Source organism: Rhizobium sp. OAE497 (assembly GCF_040546565.1).
Classification (GTDB): Bacteria; Pseudomonadota; Alphaproteobacteria; order Rhizobiales; family Rhizobiaceae; genus Rhizobium.
The window spans coordinates 351,286-367,361 of the sequence record NZ_JBEPOA010000002.1; the positions used below are offsets into that span (position 1 = coordinate 351,286).

Genomic DNA, 16,076 nt, shown 5'->3' on the forward strand with positions numbered 1-16,076 from the left:
CTCGACCTCTGCTCGAGAAAAGGCGGTTCCGCGACGTCAGATGCTATGAAATCCAGCCTTAAGTAGCGATTTCGCAGCTAACGGCACGCAATCCACTTCCTCCCTGAACACTTCCTATACCCGGACGAGATTTGAGACAATATGTCTTGTTTGACAAAATGTCTTACAGGGCGTAACCGTTAAGCATGAAGGAAGTTCTGAAGCCATACGTTCCCGTTTGCCAGGCGATTGCGACGCTGCTGCAGCCGCATGCCGAAGTCGTGCTGCACGACCTTGCGACCGGCAACATCGCCTTTATCGCCAACGCCTTTTCCAAGCGCCGGCCCGGCGACTCCTCAATGACCGATGTGGAAGTGGCGATCTCGATCGACTCCTCCGTCATCGGCCCCTATCGCAAGACCAATTGGGACCGCCGCCAGCTGCGCTCGGTCACCGCAGTCCTGCGCGACCACGCCAACCGGCCGGTCGGGCTGCTCTGCATCAACCTCGATATTTCGGTGTTCGAGGGCGCGGTCGAGTTTATCCGCAACCTCATCCAGTTCTCGCCGCCTTCCGAACCGCCGGAAGCGCTGTTCAAGAGCGACTGGAAAGAGGTCGTCAGCGCCACGATCGACGCCTATCTGCGCGAGCGGCATCTGACGGAAGCCGGCCTCAGCAAGGACGATCTCAGCGAGCTCGTCTCCATTCTCGACAATCAGGGACTGTTCTCGATCCGCAATGCCACCCCGTACATCGCCGAGGTGCTGAGGATGTCGAGAGCGACGCTCTACAAGCATCTCAAGGATCTGAGAGACAAGAAGAGCGGCAGGAATTCTCCGGGAGCCAAGGCGCTCCAGGAGGAAATTTGAGGCTATCCGGCGCCCCCGCCGGCCGGCCTTTGGCAACCACCTCATAAAGATAAAGGGAACTGAGACATGAATAGAACTATCGCTGCGGCCGCTTTCGCCGCACTCGGCCTGCTCGGCCTTTCAGCATCCTCCGCCTTCGCTCAGGAAAAGCTGACCATCGCCACCGAAGGCGCCTACCCGCCCTTCAACTTCAAGCAGGCCGACGGCACGCTCGCCGGCTTCGACGTCGATATCGCCAAGGCGCTCTGCGACAAGATGAAGGTCGAGTGCAAGATCGTCGCCCAGGATTGGGACGGCATCATTCCGGGCCTGCTCGCCCATCACTACGACGCGATCGTCGCTTCGATGTCGATCACCGAAGAGCGCAAGAAGAAGATCGCCTTCACCGACCCCTATTACCACACGGCCGGTGCACTCGCGGTTCTGAAGTCCGCGCCTCTGGCAGGCAACACGCCTGACGACCTGAAGGGCAAGACGCTCGGCGTCCAGTCCTCCTCGACCTTCTCGACGCTGATCGAAGACAAGTACAAGGATGCCGACGTGCGCCAGTACGGCACCGTTGACGAAGCCCTGCTCGACCTCGTCGCCGGCCGCGTCGATGCCGTCATGGCCGACAAGATCACGCTGACCGAGTGGTTCAAGAAGTCGGGCAACGACTGCTGCCAGCTCGCCGGCAACGACATCAAGGACTCGCACTATCTCGGCGACGGCGTCGGCATCGGCATCCGTCAGGCCGAACCGGACCTGCAGGCCAAGCTGAACAAGGCGCTCGCCAATATCGTTGCCGACGGCACCTACAAGACGATCAACGCGAAGTACTTCCCCTTCTCGATCTACTAAGCCGTCGCGCCCGGAGACGAAGAGGCCATGGAAACCCTTGGATTTGGCGCGAATGGCTGGGGCGGCCAGCTCCTCGCCGGCACATTGCTGACGATCGAGCTGGCACTGACCACCCTGCCGTTCGGCTTTGCCCTCGGGCTTGGCCTTGCCCTGATGAAGAACGCCCGCAGCAAGCTGCTGCGGGCAATCGGCGAAGGCTTCACGACAGCCTTTCGCGGCCTGCCCGAACTGCTGACGCTGCTGCTCATCTATTACGGTTCGTCCATCGCCATTCGCACCGTCGGCGAATGGATGGGCTACAGCGTCAATCTCGAACTGAGCCCGTTCATCGCCGGCGTCATCGCGCTCGGCGCGGTCTTTGCCGCCTATTCCAGCGAAGTGCTGCTCGGCGCACTGCGCGGTATCGACCGCGGCCAGATCGAAGCCGGTCTCAGCCTCGGCCTGAAACCCTTCCCGCTGTTTCTCAAGGTGATCTTCCCGCAGCTGCTGCGCCCGGCCCTGCCCGGTCTCGGCAACTGCTGGCTGGCGCTGCTGAAGGAAACGTCGCTTGTTTCCGTCATCGCGCTCGACGACATCCTGCGCCAGGCCTATCTGGCCTCGGGCCAGACCAAGCAGCCCTTTCTCTTCTATGCCGCCGCCTGCACGATCTACCTGCTGCTGACGATGCTCTCGAGCACCGTGCTGATTGCGCTCGAACGCTATGCCAACCGTGGCTGGGGGCATGCGCGATGATCGATCTCGACGTTTTCCAGCAATATGGCGGACGCCTGTTTTCCGGCCTGCTCGTCACCATCGAGCTCACGGTCATCTCCATCACGCTCGGCGCCGTCCTCGCCGCGCTGCTGACCTGGGCCAGGCTGTCCGGCCCGAAGGCGGTGCGGGCTGCGGCCTTCGCCTATTCCTATGCGGTGCGCGGCACGCCGCTGCTCGCCCAGGTCTTCCTGGTCTATTACGGTTCCGGACAATTCCGGCCCGAACTGCAGGCGCTCGGCCTCTGGCAGCTGTTCCGCGAGCCGCAATTCTGCGTGCTCCTGACCTTCAGCCTCAACACCGCCGCCTACCAGTCGGAAATCTTCCGCGGCGCAGTGCTCGCCGTTCCGCGCGGACAGATGGAAGCCGCGAAAGCGCTTGCACTCAGGCCGTTCCTGGCGACCTTCCTCGTCGTCGTGCCGCAGGCAATCCGCCACGGCCTGCGCGGCTTCGGCAACGAAGTGGTGCTGGTGCTGAAAGGCAGCGCGGTCGCCAGCGTCGTCACCGTCTACGACCTGCTCGGCGCCACGCGCTTTGCCTTCCAGCGCACCTATGATTTCCAGCTCTATATTGCGGCGGCGATCGTCTACATCATCATCGTCGAGCTGCTGCGCCGCGGCTGGAATCACCTGGAAGCCCGCTTCCGGCTGAAGGCTGCCCGCTAGTCCAGCCGGCGCTTTTATCGACCTCGACGCGGGCGGCAAGCAGGCCGCCCGGCGCATGATGCTCCCCGTCCGCTAAGGCTTTGCTGCGGCTATGTTACCGGCCGATGTGCAATCGTGAAGGAACGGGCTTGTCCACAGCTGCGTTTTCCAAACGGTAGAAATCGCGTGCCCGGCATGCGATTGACTGATGCGGAATCGCTGACGAGGACATGATGGCTTTCGATTTCGGCATGCTTCCGATTGCTCTTGCTGCAGCAATCGTCGCACCCGCCGCCGCTCCGCAGGAGACGGCGCCGGCGATGCTGCCATTCGGCATATCGCAGGACATGCGCCCCTCAACGCTCGGCTGCGAGGCGATCGATGGCGGCGGCAGCAGCACGAGCGATGCGACCGGACAGTATGTCTGCAAGGGCGCGCCGGAGGCGAGCGACCTCTTCAGCGAATATATCCTCGCCTATGTGAAGGGCACTGGGATCTGCAATATCTCGGCGGTCTCCTCCTATATCGCCGAAGACAGCGACGGAAAGAAAACCCGCGCGCTGTTCGGCAAGGCCTACGTGTTGATGAGCCAGCAGCTCGGCAAACCCGACGAAACGGTCGATCACGCCACCAGCAACGAATTCCGCGACAACCGGCAGTTCGAAGAGGCGATCATCAGCGAAGACCGGCAGATCTTCGACCAGTGGAACGACCTGTCGCTGCGCTTCGGCAATGCCGAGTCCGCTAGCCTGACGATATCGGGCAGCGACGAGCTCGGCCTCGCCGTCTACGGCATCTTCCGCTTTGCCGGCAATGACGACTGCTTGCGCAAGATGGAACTCGCGACCGGCCGCTCCGCCGGCGAATAATCCTTCCTCACTGGTGAACGGCCGCGAGCGCGATGCCGTCGGCAACCTCCTGGCAGCGATCCGTCAGGTTGGCGGTCGCGACGCGCAGGTGGCTGCTCGGCAGGACCGAGAACTTCGCGCCCGGATGAACCGCGATGCCGCGAGCGGCGAGCGTCACCAGAGCAAACGGCTCCGAGGAGACCGGCACCCATGCACATAATCCGCCTCCATGCGCCGCCTCGACCCCGCGCTCGCCAAGCGCACTGATCAGGTCGGCGCGGCGCTTGATGTAGGTGTCGCGCGCCCGCTCCAGCGTTTCGCCGGTTGCCGGATCGCGGAGCAGCCAGGCGGCTGCGGATTGCAGGATGCGGCTCGTCCAGCCGGCGCTGAAGGCGCGGTAGGACTGGATCTGCTCGATCATCGCCCGTGAGCCGGAGAGCACCGCGAGCCGGAGATCCGGGCCATGGGTTTTCGAGAAGGACAGAATGTGGATGACGCGATCCGGATAGAGCGAGCCCAGTGAATGGCGCGGCGCCGACGAAATATCGGCAACGCCATCGTCCTCGACGATCAGCGTATCGCTATCTTTCAGGATCGCCGCCAATGCCTCCATCCGCCCGGCGCTGACACTCTGGCCGGTGACGGAATGGATGCGAGGCTGGAAGATGAAGGCTGCCGGGCGCAGCCGCATCGCCGCTTCCAGTGACGCCGGAACCGGCCCCTCGCCATCGCATTGGACCGGCAGGATGCGCACGCCGCGGTCTTCCAGGATGTCGAGCAGTCGCATGCCTGTGGGAACCTCGATCGCCACCGAGGCCCCCGGCGTCACCAAGGCATGGATCAGCGTATAGACGGCATTGTAGCCGCCATTGGTCGCGAGAAAGGCTTCCGGCTCGTAGGGCCATGAACGCCTGACCGCCTCTTCCAGCTCCGGCAGGATGCGGCTGCGCTCGTAACTGTTCAGGTTCTCGGCCGAGGCGCCATAGGCCATGGCTTCGGCAAGCTTCGGCAGCAGGCGGACATCGGGCACAGCCGCCGTGAGGTCCAGCACGCCCTCACCATAATCGCCGACGCTTGCCAGGCGTTCCGGCTTGGCAATGAAGCGGTCGCCGCTGACCCAGGTGCCGTTGCGGCCGCGGCCGCTGATGATTTTCTGCCGCCGCAGCTCGCTCCAGGCCTCGGAGATCGTCGCGGGGCTGATCCCGAGCGCGAAGGCGAGATCGCGGATCGCCGGCAATTTGGTGCCGACAGGCAGCGCGCCGGCGCGGATCAAGGCACTGGTTTCAATCGCGATTCCGCGAATCGTACGATCGTTCAATTTTTCAGCAAACCAGTTTGCGTCCCGTATTTCGCTCATTTTCGCGCCATTTTTTAATGTTCAATAACGTAATAACATTTGATCAATGTATTTTGAACATTTATCGATCATGAACACAAGCTTTTTAAGAGTAGATGCAAATGCCCCTGACCTTACGCCTCGCCCTTCGTGACTGGGACTACATGACGCCACTGGTTCTCGGTGACGTCTCCTCGCCAAAGCTCGACATCAAGGTCGATCGCGTCGGCACGCTGCTTTCGCATGTCGGCAAGAGCGACCGCTATGACGCCGCCGAAATGTCCTTCAGCCGCTACACGCAGCTGCGCATCGACGGCGACGAGAGCGTCGTCGGCATTCCGAACTTCATCATGCGCGGCTTCCGCCATCGCTGCATCGTCACGACCAAGGACAGCGAGCTGCGCGAACTCGGCGATCTCGCCGGCAAGCGCATCGGCGTCACCGGCTGGCGCGACTCCGGCAATACCTGGACGCGCGCCGCCGTGCGCCGCGAAGGCGTCGGCGTCGAGGATGCCATGTGGTATGCGGGACGCCTGACCGAGGCGCATCCGATCGTCGACCGCCTCGACGGCTTCGGCCGCGCTGGGCGCATCGAAGCCGCTCCCGGCGAGCGCCCGATGGTCGAGCTGCTGAAGGAAGGTGTGCTCGACGCGATCTTCACGCCCTTCATGCCCGACGGCTACTTCGCCAGCGGCTCGCCCTTCCGCCAGCTTCTTTCGGACTTCCGAGGCGCCGAGCGTCGCTATTTCGACGAGGTGGGCTATGTACCCGGTATGCACCTGATCGGCATCAAGTCGGAGATCGCCGCCGAGCATCCCTGGGTGATCGAAGAGCTCAGCCGCCTGATCGATGAATCGCAGCGCATGTGGCTATCCAAGCGGCGCAAATATGCCGAGACGACGCCCTTCATGTTCGACGAGCTTCTGAAATGCGCCGCCGAACTGCCCGAAGGCTGGGATGCAAGCGGCTTTGCGACCAACCGCAAGATGATCGCCGATTTCGCCGGAGAGCTTCATGCCCAGGGCATCTTGCCGCGGCTGATGACGCCGGAAGAACTCTTTCCACTCGACATTGACGGCAGACCGGTAGCTGCCGCCGCCTGACACCCGAGAATACCAAATCAAAAAGGGGAATGACCATGCAATTGAAGAAAATGACCACTCTTGCGCTCGCCGGCGTCATGCTCTCCGGAGCGGCCCTGGCGCAGGATCTGCCGAAGCTCTCGGTCAACGAGGAGCTGAAGGGCAAGCTGCCAGAGGCGATCCGCACGGCGGGCAAGATGATCTCCGTCAATAACGGCTCCTTCCCTCCCTATGAAATCGTCACCGGCACCGAGATGACCGGCGCCAGCGCCGATCTGACCGATGCACTCGGCCAGATCCTCGGCGTCACGATCGAGCATGAAACGGTCGGCGGCCTTCCCGCCCTCCTCGCCGGCGTCAATTCCGGCCGCTACCAGTTCGCCTTCGGTCCCGTCGGCGACTTCAAGAGCCGCGAAGAGGCCAACGACTTCGTCGATTGGGTTCAGGAATTCGTCGTCTTTGCCGTCCAGAAGGGCAATCCGAAGGCGATCACCTCGCTCGACAGCGCCTGTGGCAACCGCATTGCCGTCATGGCTGGCGGCTCGGCCGAAAAGGTCATCCAGGTCCAGGCCGAGAAGTGCAAGACCGACGGCAAGGACCCGATCGAAGTGCAGTCCTTCACCGACCAGCCGAGCTCGATCCTGGCGGTCCGCTCCAAGCGTTCGGACGCCTTCTTCTCCTCCCAGGCACCGCTCACCTATTTCGTCTCGCAGGCCAATGGCCAGCTGGAACTGACGGGTGTCGGCCAGAAGAACGGCTTCGAAGCGCTCTATCAGGGCGCCGTCGTTCCCAAGGGTTCGCCGCTCGGCCCTGTTCTGCGTGACGCGGTCAAGGTTCTGATCGATAATGGCACCTATGCGGCCATCATGAAGAAATGGGGCCTCGAGAACAACATGATCAAGGAGCCGGGCATCAACCTCGGCGGGACGTTGCCGAAATGAGCACTGATATCAAGAACACCGCATCGCCACCCGGCGATGCGGCAGCTCGGGATGTGGCGCATGCCCACAAGCCCTTCCCCACCGGCCGCGTCGCGGCCTGGGTCATCGTCCTGGCAATTGCCGCCTACTTTGCCTGGTCGATCGCCGGAAACGAAAATTTCGGCTGGCCGGTCGTCGCCCAGTATTTCTTCGATCCGGTCGTCATCAGCGGTCTCTATGTGTCGCTTGGCCTGACCGTCGTGGCGATGATCATCGGCGTCATCCTCGGGTTGCTGCTTGCCATCGCCCGCCTGTCGAAGGACGGCCTTGCCAACTCTCTCGCATCGCTCTTCATCTGGTTCTTCCGCGGCACGCCGCTGCTGGTGCAGCTGATCTTCTGGTACAACCTCTCGACCCTCTTCCCGACGCTGTCGATCGGCATCCCGTTCTTCGGGCCGACCTTCGTCAGCTGGGACACGAATTCCGTCATCAGTCCGATGACCGCCGCGATCGCCGGTCTTGCCCTCAATGAAGCAGCCTATATGGCCGAGATCATCCGCGGCGGTCTGCTTTCGGTCGACAAGGGCCAGTTCGAGACTGCCGAAGCCTTCGGCATGACACGGGCAAGGGCGCTGCGCCGCATCATCATTCCGCAGGCGATGCGCTCGATCGTTCCGCCGACCGGCAACCAGCTGATCAGCATGATCAAGGCGACCTCGCTCGTCAGCGTCATCGCCATGGCCGACCTGCTCTATTCGGTCCAGTCGATCTACAACCGCACCTTCGAAGTCATCCCGATGCTGCTCGTCGCCGTCATCTGGTACCTGCTCATCACCTCGGTGCTGAACATCGGCCAGAGCTACATCGAGCGCTACTACAGCCGTGGCGACCGCCGCACCGGCGCCCCTAGGGCCGCGAAGGAGGCCGCCGTGCCGGCACCGGCTCTTGCTGCCGCACAGGAGGTGAGCCAATGAACGCGATCGCGACCATCGAGCCGCTCGTGCGCGCCCGAAATGTCCACAAGTCCTTCGACCAGCTCGAAGTGCTGAAGGGCATCGACCTCGACGTCGCCCCCGGCGAAGTCGTCGTCATCCTGGGACCGTCGGGCTCCGGCAAGTCAACCTTCCTGCGCTGTATCAACCGCCTTGAGACCATCAATCAGGGATCGATCGAGGTGGATGGCGAGCAGATCGGCTACAGCTTCCGCAAGGGCAAGCTGGTGCAGCTTTCTAATCATGCCGTCGCGCTCCAGCGCCGGAAGATCGGCATGGTGTTCCAGCAGTTCAACCTCTACCCGCATATGACGGCGCTGCAGAACATCGTCGAGGCACCCGTCGGCATCCACGGCGAAAGCCGCAAGGAAGCGACCGAGAATGCCAAGCGCCTGCTGGAACGCGTCGGCCTCTCGGCCAAGGCGGACAACTATCCGCGCCAGCTCTCCGGCGGCCAGCAACAGCGCGTCGCCATCGCCCGGGCGCTCGCCATCAAGCCGAAGCTAATGCTCTTCGACGAGCCGACCTCGGCGCTCGACCCGGAACTCGTCGGCGAAGTGCTCGCCACCATGCGCGACCTCGCCAATCAGGGCCTGACGATGATCGTCGTCACCCACGAGATCGGCTTTGCCCGCGAAGCGGCGGACCGTGTCGTGTTCATGGATGGCGGCAAGGTCGTCGAACAGGGCAAGCCCGAAGACGTGCTCGGCAATCCGCAGCACCCCCGCACCCGAAGCTTCCTGTCGCGCTTTATCTGAGCGCGGCAATTCTCCTCCCGAAAAGACGCGCGCCGCTCGCCGCCCTGGCGGCAGCGGCCGCACTCCCGCAAGACCGGAACGGCCATGACCCTCAAGAACGATTTCGCCAGCCTCTCGGATCTCGAACCGATGAAGGCAGAGCTGACGGCGACCCGCCGCCACCTTCACGCCAATCCCGAACTCTCCTTCGAAGAAGCCGAAACCGCGCGCCTCGTCGCCGAAAAGCTCGAGGCCTGGGGCTATGACGTCACGCGCAATGTTGGCGGCCACGGTGTCGTCGCCCGCATGATGGCAGGCAGCGGCAACAAGAGCATCGCCATCCGCGCCGACATGGACGCGCTGCCGATCGCCGAGCAGACCGGCCTCGATTATGCCAGCAAGGTTTCCGGCAAGATGCATGCCTGCGGCCACGACGGCCATACAACCATTCTTCTCGGCGCCGCCGAATATCTGGCCCGTACCCGCCGCTTCAACGGCACGGTGACGCTGATCTTTCAGCCGGCAGAGGAAGCGGGTGCCGTCAGCGGCGCTCCGGCAATGATCGCCGACGGCCTGTTCGAACGCTTTCCCTTCGATGTCATCTACGGTCTGCACAATCATCCCGGTGCTCCCGAGGGCACCTTTCTGATGCGCTCCGGCCCGCTGATGGCAGCCGCCGATACCGCCGAGATCACCATCACCGGCAAGGGTGGCCATGCCTCACGCCCGCACCTGACGATCGACCCCGTCGTCGTCGCCTGCCACCTCGTCGTCGCGCTGCAGACCATCGTCTCGCGCAGCGTCGACCCGACCCAGACGGCTGTCGTCACCGTCGGCGCGATCCATAGCGGCGAGGTTTCGAACGTCATTCCTGAAAGCGCCAAGCTGCTGATCACCGCCCGGTCCTTCGATCCGAAGACCCGCGAACTTCTGGAAGCCCGCGTCCGCAAGCTGACGGAGTCCGTCGTCGACGGCTTCGGCGCCACGGTGGAGATCGACTACGTCCACGGCCACCCTGTCGTCGTCAATTCCGAGGCAGAGACGGAATTCGCCTGGAAGGTCGCCGAAGAGCTCGTCGGCGCCGAAAAGGTCACGACCTGCGCCCTGATCCCCGGGAGCGAGGACTTCTCGCACTTCCTCGAACACAAGCCCGGCGCCTTCCTGCGCCTCGGCAACGGCGTCAACTCGGCCATCCTGCACAGCGCCAAATACGACTTCGCCGATGAAAGCCTGGTGGCGGGTGCTGCCATGTGGGCGCGATTGACCGAGCGCTACCTCGACGAATAGGCTTCAGAGGCCGCCGCCCCGCCTCAAAGGTGGAGCAGCCAACTGGTTCCACGGAACGAAACCAGTTTCATGACGCCAGCGGCAGCCGTTTTCATCGGCTGCCTGCTTTGCTTGCGCGGATATGCCCAAAAACGCGCTTATCCCGTATATTATGAAAATTAATTTCATCAATGCGCTTTCAGGCCCGTTTTCGGTTGACGGCCTCTGATTTTTGTCCCAACTTGAAGAAAATAAATTACGAAATTGGGAACGTCATCGGGATGAAAGTGGGAATCATAGGGCTGGGATTCCGGCTCGGCTACCTCGGCCATGTCTTTACGGCTATCGACAGCAGCTTCGAAATCGTCGGCTATGTCGATCCGGAGCCTGCGGGTCTTCCGGGGCTGACGGAAAAGGGCATTTCGGTCGGCAAGGCCTATGGTACGCCGCAGGAACTGCTGGCCTCCGAAAAGCTCGATCTCCTGATGATCGGCTCTCCCAACCACATGCATCTCGACCATATCCGCCTCGGCCTCGAATCCGGCCTGAAGGTTTTCTGCGAAAAGCCGATCGTCACGACGATCGCCGAGAGCATCGAGCTCGCTCACCTGATGGCGAAATTCGGCCATGAGCGGCTGATGGTCGGCCTCGTGCTGCGCTACTCGCCACTCTACAAGGACCTGCGCGCCATCCAGGCCGAAGGCAAGCTCGGCCAGATCGTCTCGATCGAGGCATCCGAGCATATCGAGCCCTATCACGGCGCCTTCTTCATGCGCGACTGGCGCCGCTACGAGCGCTATTCCGGCAGCTTCATGCTGGAAAAGTGCTGCCATGACCTCGATCTCTACAATGGCGTCATCGGCGCACGTCCCGAGCGCGTCGCAAGCTTCGGGGGCCGCAAGAGCTTCATTCCCGCCAACGACCCGGCCCGCGAAGGCATCAACGATCTCGAACTCTTCCATCGCAAGCCGAGCGGCTGGATGGGCTCCGACAAGGTGTTCGACAGCGACGCCGACATCATCGACTACCAGGTGGCAATCGTCGAATATTCCAATGGCGTCGGCATGAACTTTCACACGAACCTGAATGTCCCCGACCAGTTCCGCCGTTTCGCGATCATGGGGTCGCGCGGCATGGCCGAAGGCGACTTCGTCCGCGGCTATCTCGATGTCCACGAGCAGCTGACCGGCAAGAAGGTCGTCGAGACGAAATACGCCGCGACCGAGCTCTCCCAGCATTACGGCGCCGACGAGCAGATGGCAGCCGATATCCTGGAGAGCGTGCGCACCGGGTCCGAGCTGCCGGTCTCGACGCTCAATGCTCTGGAGGCCGGCATCCTGGCGCTTGCCATGGATGAGGCCCGCATGAAGAAGGCCGTCATCGACCTTCGTCCCGTCTGGGACAGGTTCGACGAGGCGCTACACGCCAGAGCGGCTTGAGGGAGGCGGCAAGATGAGTGCTCAGAAAAGTGCCGTCATCTTCGCCTGGATCCTTCTCCTTCCAGCAGTCATCTACGTCCTGGCAATCGTTGCCTATCCGCTGGTCGACACGTTCATCCTGTCGTTCACGGACGCATCGCTGCGCAAGGTCACGAACTGGGTCGGCTGGGTCAATTACGAGAAGATCTTCAATTCCACCTTCGCGGAAGTCATTCTGCGCACCTTCATCTGGACGTTCTTTTCGGTCGCCCTGAAGATGATCATCGGCACGTTCGGCGCCGTCATGCTGAATGCCGCCGTGCCCGGCCGCTCGCTGTTCCGGCTGCTGACCATGCCGCCATGGATCGTGCCGATGGCGATCGGCATCTTCATGTGGGGCTGGATGTATAACGGCCAGTTCGGGATGATCTCCGGCCTGCTGCAGCGCTTCGGCCTGGTCGATGGCCCGGTCGCCTTCCTCGCCTATGGCAGCACCGCCTTCTGGGCGACGATCGTGACCGACGTCTGGATCGGCGTGCCGCTGGTGACGATCTACTTCCTCGCCGCCATCCAGTCGATCCCGAAGGATCTCTATGAGGCCGCATGGACCGACGGCGCCGGCCGCATGTACCGCTTCCGCCGCATCACGCTGCCGCTGATGGTTCCCGCCATCATCACCATGTCGATGCTGTCGCTGATCGCGACCTTCAATTCCTTCGACATCATCTGGATCCTGACGCAGGGCGGTCCGAGCGGTGAAACGACGACGATGATCATCGACACCTATCAGACGGCAATCGGCTCGAAGAAATACGGTGAAGGTGCAGCCCGCGCCGTGCTGATCTGCATCTTCCTGTCGCTCTTCTGCTTCGCCTATTTCCGCGTCACCCGCCGCCTCAACCCGGAGAAGCGCGCATGAGCAGCCGTCCCATGATCGATCGCTACAGCTGGTGGGAAATCATCCTCATCTATTGCGGCATCGCGATGTTTCTCTTCTTCGTTCTGTCGCCTTTCGTCGAAGGCTTCCTGGTATCCTTGAAGCCGCTCAGCCAGCTCTTCTCCTCGCCATACCGCTTCTGGCCGGAGAACGGCTCGTTCGAGGCCTACAGGACGATGTGGATCAGCGTGCCGGGCTTCGGGCGCTATATCTTCAACTCCTTCTTCATCTCGATCATCGTGACCGTCATCGTGCTCTGCCTGGTCATCCCGGCATCCTATGCCTTCGCGAAGTTCGAATTCCGCGGCATGGGCATCCTGCTCGGCGCCTTCCTGACGGTGAACATGTTCTCCGGCGCCGTGCTGCTCATTCCGCTTTTCCGCCTGATGCGCACGATGGGCGTGCTCAACACCTATTTTGCCATGATCGTGCCGGGTGTCGCCTTCCTGATCCCGTCGGCGATCTGGCTTCTGCGCACCTACATGATCCGCATTCCCCAGGAACTCAACGAAGCGGCTTATATGGATGGCGCCAGCCATTTCTATACGCTCCGCCGCGTCATTCTGCCCATTGCGATGCCGGGGATTATCGTCGTCGCGATTACCACCTTCATCGGCGCCTATGCCCAGCAGTTCATCTTCGCGCTGACCTTCAACTCGAAGACTGAATACATGCCCCTGCCGGTGGGACTCTTCGCTTACTTCGGAAAGCAGGAGGTCATCTGGAACGAACTGATGGCGGCCTCCTTCGTCGGCATCGCGCCGGCGATGGTCGTCATCTTCTTCCTTCAGCGCTACCTTGTCGGCGGCCTGACCGCCGGTGCGGTGAAACAATAAGACCAAGAAAAGAGTGAACAGCTAACAACGAGAATGGGAGTCACGACGTGAACACTACCATCAAGACAGGCCTCATGGCGCTCGCCTTGCTCGGTTCGACGGCACTGACCGCGGTCACTGCCCAGGCAGCCGACAAGGAAATCAGCTGGATCTATTGCGGCGACACGATCGACCCGATCCACACCAAATACATCAAGGAATGGGAATCCAAGAACGAAGGCTGGAAGGTCGCGCCCGAAGTCGTCGGCTGGGCGCAGTGCCAGGACAAGGCTACGACGCTGGCAGCCGCCGGCACGCCCGTCGCCATGGCCTATGTCGGCTCGCGCACGCTGAAGGAATTCGCGCAGAACGACCTGATCGTTCCGGTTCCGATGAGTGACGACGAGAAGAAGGGGTACTACCCGCATATCGTCGACACCGTCACCTTCGACGGCAACCAGTGGGGCGTTCCGATCGCCTTCTCGACCAAGGCCCTCTACTGGAACAAGGATCTCTTCAAGCAGGCCGGTCTCGACCCCGAGAAGCCGCCGAAGACCTGGGCCGAAGAAATCGAGATGGCAAAGACCATCAAGGAAAAGACCGGCGTTCCGGGCTTCGGTCTCTCGGCCAAGACCTTCGACAACACGATGCACCAGTTCATGCATTGGGTTTATACGAATAACGGCGCCGTCACCGATGCCGAGGGCAAGGTGACCCTCGACAGCCCACAGATCCTCGCGGCCCTGAAAGCCTACAAGGATATCGCCGCTTATGCCGAAGAAGGCCCGACGGCATACGAACAGAACGAAGTCCGCGCCATCTTCCTCGACGGCAAGGTCGCGATGATCCAGGCCGGCTCCGGCGCTGCCTACCGCCTGAAGGACACCAAGATCAACTGGGGCGTTGCGACGCTGCCGCTTGGTCCGGATGCCAAGGGCGCCGGCACGCTGCTGATCACCGACAGCCTTGCGATCTTCAAGGGCTCGGGCGTCGAAGAAAAGGCGACCGAATTCGCCAAGTACATCACCTCTCCCGATATCCAGGGCGAATACGAACTGCAGGGCGGCGCTGGCCTCACCCCGCTGCGTCCGTCCAAGAAGGTCGACGAGTTCGTTGCCAAGGATCCCTTCTGGAAGCCGTTCATCGAGGGTATCGATTACGGTGGTCCGGAGCCGCTCTTCACCGATTACAAGGGCTTCCAGAACTCGATGATCGAGATGGTCCAGTCCGTCGTCACCGGCAAGGCAGAACCGGAAGCCGCCCTCAAGAAGGCTGCCGGCGAAATCGAAGCCTTCAAGTAAGCCTCGAAACGAGGATCGCGGTCATCCGGCCGCGATCCTCACCGACCAACTTCATGCGCGTTCAAGGCCGGGACCGGAGACAGATTTTTGGGACAGCTTCAGCTCAATAAAGTTCAAAAATTCTATGGCGACTACGAAGTTCTGAAAGGCGTCGAGCTCGACGTGAAGAACGGCGAGTTCGTTGTCTTCGTCGGCCCGTCGGGCTGCGGCAAGTCCACGCTGCTGCGGATGATCGCCGGCCTCGATGCGACCACCAAGGGCGACATCGTCATCGATGGCGTGCGCGTCAACGATCTGCCGCCGGTCAAGCGCGGCATCGCCATGGTCTTCCAGTCCTACGCGCTCTATCCGCATATGAGCGTCTTCGAGAACATCGCCTTCCCGCTGCGCGTCGAGAAGATGGAGGAGGAGAAGCTCAAGGCCAAGGTGGAGAATGCCGCCCGCATCCTGCATCTCGAAACGCGGCTGCAGCAGAAGCCCGGCATGCTCTCGGGCGGCCAGCGCCAGCGCGTCGCGATCGGCCGCGCGATCGTCCGCGAACCGAAGATCTTCCTGTTCGACGAGCCGCTCTCGAACCTCGACGCGGCGCTGCGCGCCGACATGCGCATCGAGCTTGCCAAGCTGCACCGGCAGCTGAAGGCGACGATGATCTACGTCACCCACGACCAGGTGGAAGCCATGACCATGGCCGACCGCATCGTCGTGCTCGACGCCGGCAATATCTCGCAGACGGGCGCGCCGTTGGAACTCTATCACAAGCCGGCAAACCAGTTCGTCGCCGGCTTCATCGGCAATCCGAAAATGAATTTCCTGCCGGTCACCTGCACCGCGGCCAGCGCCTCCGGCGTCACCGTCGATTATCGTGGCCAGACGGCAACGCTGCCGGTCACGCCGCGCGACGGCATGGTCGGCAAGACGCTGACGCTCGGCATCCGCCCGGAACATATCCAGCTGACCAATGGGGACATATCGCTCGCCGTCACCCCGAGCGTCATCGAGCGGCTCGGCGCCAACACCGTTGCCTATGCAGCACTCGGCGGCGAAACGGAAAACTTCTGCGCCATGCTCCCAGGCAGCGTCGGCATCCGCGCCGACCAGCCCGTCACCGTCGGTATCAACGCCGCCGACTGCCACCTCTTCGACGAGGAAGGCAAGGCCTTCGAGCGCCGGGTCGAACTCACCGAAATCGACATGAACCTGTTGTTGCCGGCAACCGCGTGAGGGTAAGCGAGCCAACCATATTGGCCGGCAACAACTTTGCGGCCACAGCCGTCAGCCTTGCGGCTCAGCCACTACGATCCTCGCTGAAGCCAAGCGGAGCGTACCCGGGTTCGACGCCGAA

16 protein-coding genes are annotated in these 16,076 nt (G+C 62.1%); 15 read left to right on the plus strand and 1 reads right to left on the minus strand.

The annotated features are described in order from the left end of the window. The first annotated feature begins 185 nt into the window (after positions 1 to 185). The 5 genes from ABIE40_RS21180 (at position 186) to ABIE40_RS21200 (ending at position 3,951) form a co-directional block, all read left to right on the plus strand. Positions 186 to 848, plus strand: coding sequence for a helix-turn-helix transcriptional regulator (locus tag ABIE40_RS21180; protein ID WP_199625627.1), 663 nt, complete (start codon positions 186 to 188; stop codon positions 846 to 848). Positions 849 to 914: 66 nt separating this feature from the next. Next, positions 915 to 1,688: a lysine/arginine/ornithine ABC transporter substrate-binding protein gene (locus ABIE40_RS21185; RefSeq protein ID WP_199625628.1), complete on the plus strand. Its 774-nt coding sequence runs from the start codon at positions 915 to 917 to the stop codon at positions 1,686 to 1,688. A 27-nt stretch (positions 1,689 to 1,715) separates the two neighbouring features. Beyond that, complete coding sequence (locus ABIE40_RS21190) at positions 1,716 to 2,420, plus strand: ABC transporter permease (protein ID WP_199625629.1); 705 nt, start codon at positions 1,716 to 1,718, stop codon at positions 2,418 to 2,420. Next, positions 2,417 to 3,103, plus strand: coding sequence for an ABC transporter permease (locus tag ABIE40_RS21195; protein ID WP_112714641.1), 687 nt, complete (start codon positions 2,417 to 2,419; stop codon positions 3,101 to 3,103). The genes ABIE40_RS21190 and ABIE40_RS21195 overlap by 4 nt, the downstream gene beginning before the upstream one ends. A 212-nt stretch (positions 3,104 to 3,315) precedes the next feature. Then, positions 3,316 to 3,951, plus strand: a complete 636-nt coding sequence (locus ABIE40_RS21200; RefSeq protein WP_199625630.1) for a hypothetical protein — start codon at positions 3,316 to 3,318, stop codon at positions 3,949 to 3,951. A gap of 7 nt (positions 3,952 to 3,958) precedes the next feature. Here ABIE40_RS21200 and ABIE40_RS21205 read toward each other — a convergent pair whose 3' ends face one another. Continuing rightward, positions 3,959 to 5,287 (minus strand): aminotransferase-like domain-containing protein, encoded by a 1,329-nt coding sequence (locus ABIE40_RS21205; protein WP_199625631.1) that lies wholly within the window; start codon positions 5,285 to 5,287, stop codon positions 3,959 to 3,961. A gap of 101 nt (positions 5,288 to 5,388) precedes the next feature. Here ABIE40_RS21205 and ABIE40_RS21210 point away from each other — a divergent pair, with 101 nt between their 5' ends. From ABIE40_RS21210 to ABIE40_RS21255, 10 genes are all read left to right on the plus strand, one after another. Then, complete coding sequence (locus tag ABIE40_RS21210; protein WP_199625632.1) at positions 5,389 to 6,369, plus strand: substrate-binding domain-containing protein; 981 nt, start codon at positions 5,389 to 5,391, stop codon at positions 6,367 to 6,369. 35 nt (positions 6,370 to 6,404) lie between these two features. Continuing rightward, a complete protein-coding gene (locus ABIE40_RS21215) occupies positions 6,405 to 7,289 on the plus strand; it encodes an ABC transporter substrate-binding protein (RefSeq protein WP_199625633.1) in 885 nt (294 codons plus the stop codon). Then, positions 7,286 to 8,242 carry an amino acid ABC transporter permease gene (locus tag ABIE40_RS21220; protein WP_199625634.1) on the plus strand — a complete coding sequence of 319 codons (957 nt, stop codon included), beginning with the start codon at positions 7,286 to 7,288 and terminating at the stop codon, positions 8,240 to 8,242. Before ABIE40_RS21215 ends, ABIE40_RS21220 begins: the two co-directional genes overlap by 4 nt. Beyond that, the gene (locus ABIE40_RS21225; protein ID WP_130280405.1) at positions 8,239 to 9,018 is read left to right on the plus strand and encodes an amino acid ABC transporter ATP-binding protein; all 780 of its coding nucleotides are present in this window, start codon (positions 8,239 to 8,241) and stop codon (positions 9,016 to 9,018) included. The genes ABIE40_RS21220 and ABIE40_RS21225 overlap by 4 nt, the downstream gene beginning before the upstream one ends. 84 nt (positions 9,019 to 9,102) lie before the next feature. Next, positions 9,103 to 10,284: a M20 aminoacylase family protein gene (locus tag ABIE40_RS21230; protein WP_199625635.1), complete on the plus strand. Its 1,182-nt coding sequence runs from the start codon at positions 9,103 to 9,105 to the stop codon at positions 10,282 to 10,284. A gap of 260 nt (positions 10,285 to 10,544) precedes the next feature. Continuing rightward, a complete protein-coding gene (locus ABIE40_RS21235; RefSeq protein ID WP_199625636.1) occupies positions 10,545 to 11,702 on the plus strand; it encodes a Gfo/Idh/MocA family protein in 1,158 nt (385 codons plus the stop codon). A gap of 13 nt (positions 11,703 to 11,715) precedes the next feature. Further along, complete coding sequence (locus ABIE40_RS21240; protein WP_199625637.1) at positions 11,716 to 12,600, plus strand: carbohydrate ABC transporter permease; 885 nt, start codon at positions 11,716 to 11,718, stop codon at positions 12,598 to 12,600. Then, complete coding sequence (locus ABIE40_RS21245; RefSeq protein WP_199625638.1) at positions 12,597 to 13,454, plus strand: carbohydrate ABC transporter permease; 858 nt, start codon at positions 12,597 to 12,599, stop codon at positions 13,452 to 13,454. Before ABIE40_RS21240 ends, ABIE40_RS21245 begins: the two co-directional genes overlap by 4 nt. 74 nt (positions 13,455 to 13,528) lie before the next feature. After that, on the plus strand, positions 13,529 to 14,734 hold the full coding sequence (locus tag ABIE40_RS21250) for an ABC transporter substrate-binding protein (RefSeq protein WP_112714661.1): 1,206 nt from the start codon (positions 13,529 to 13,531) through the stop codon (positions 14,732 to 14,734). Between the two features lie 87 nt (positions 14,735 to 14,821). Further along, a complete protein-coding gene (locus tag ABIE40_RS21255) occupies positions 14,822 to 15,955 on the plus strand; it encodes an ABC transporter ATP-binding protein (RefSeq protein WP_199625639.1) in 1,134 nt (377 codons plus the stop codon). The last annotated feature ends 121 nt before the right edge of the window (positions 15,956 to 16,076 follow it).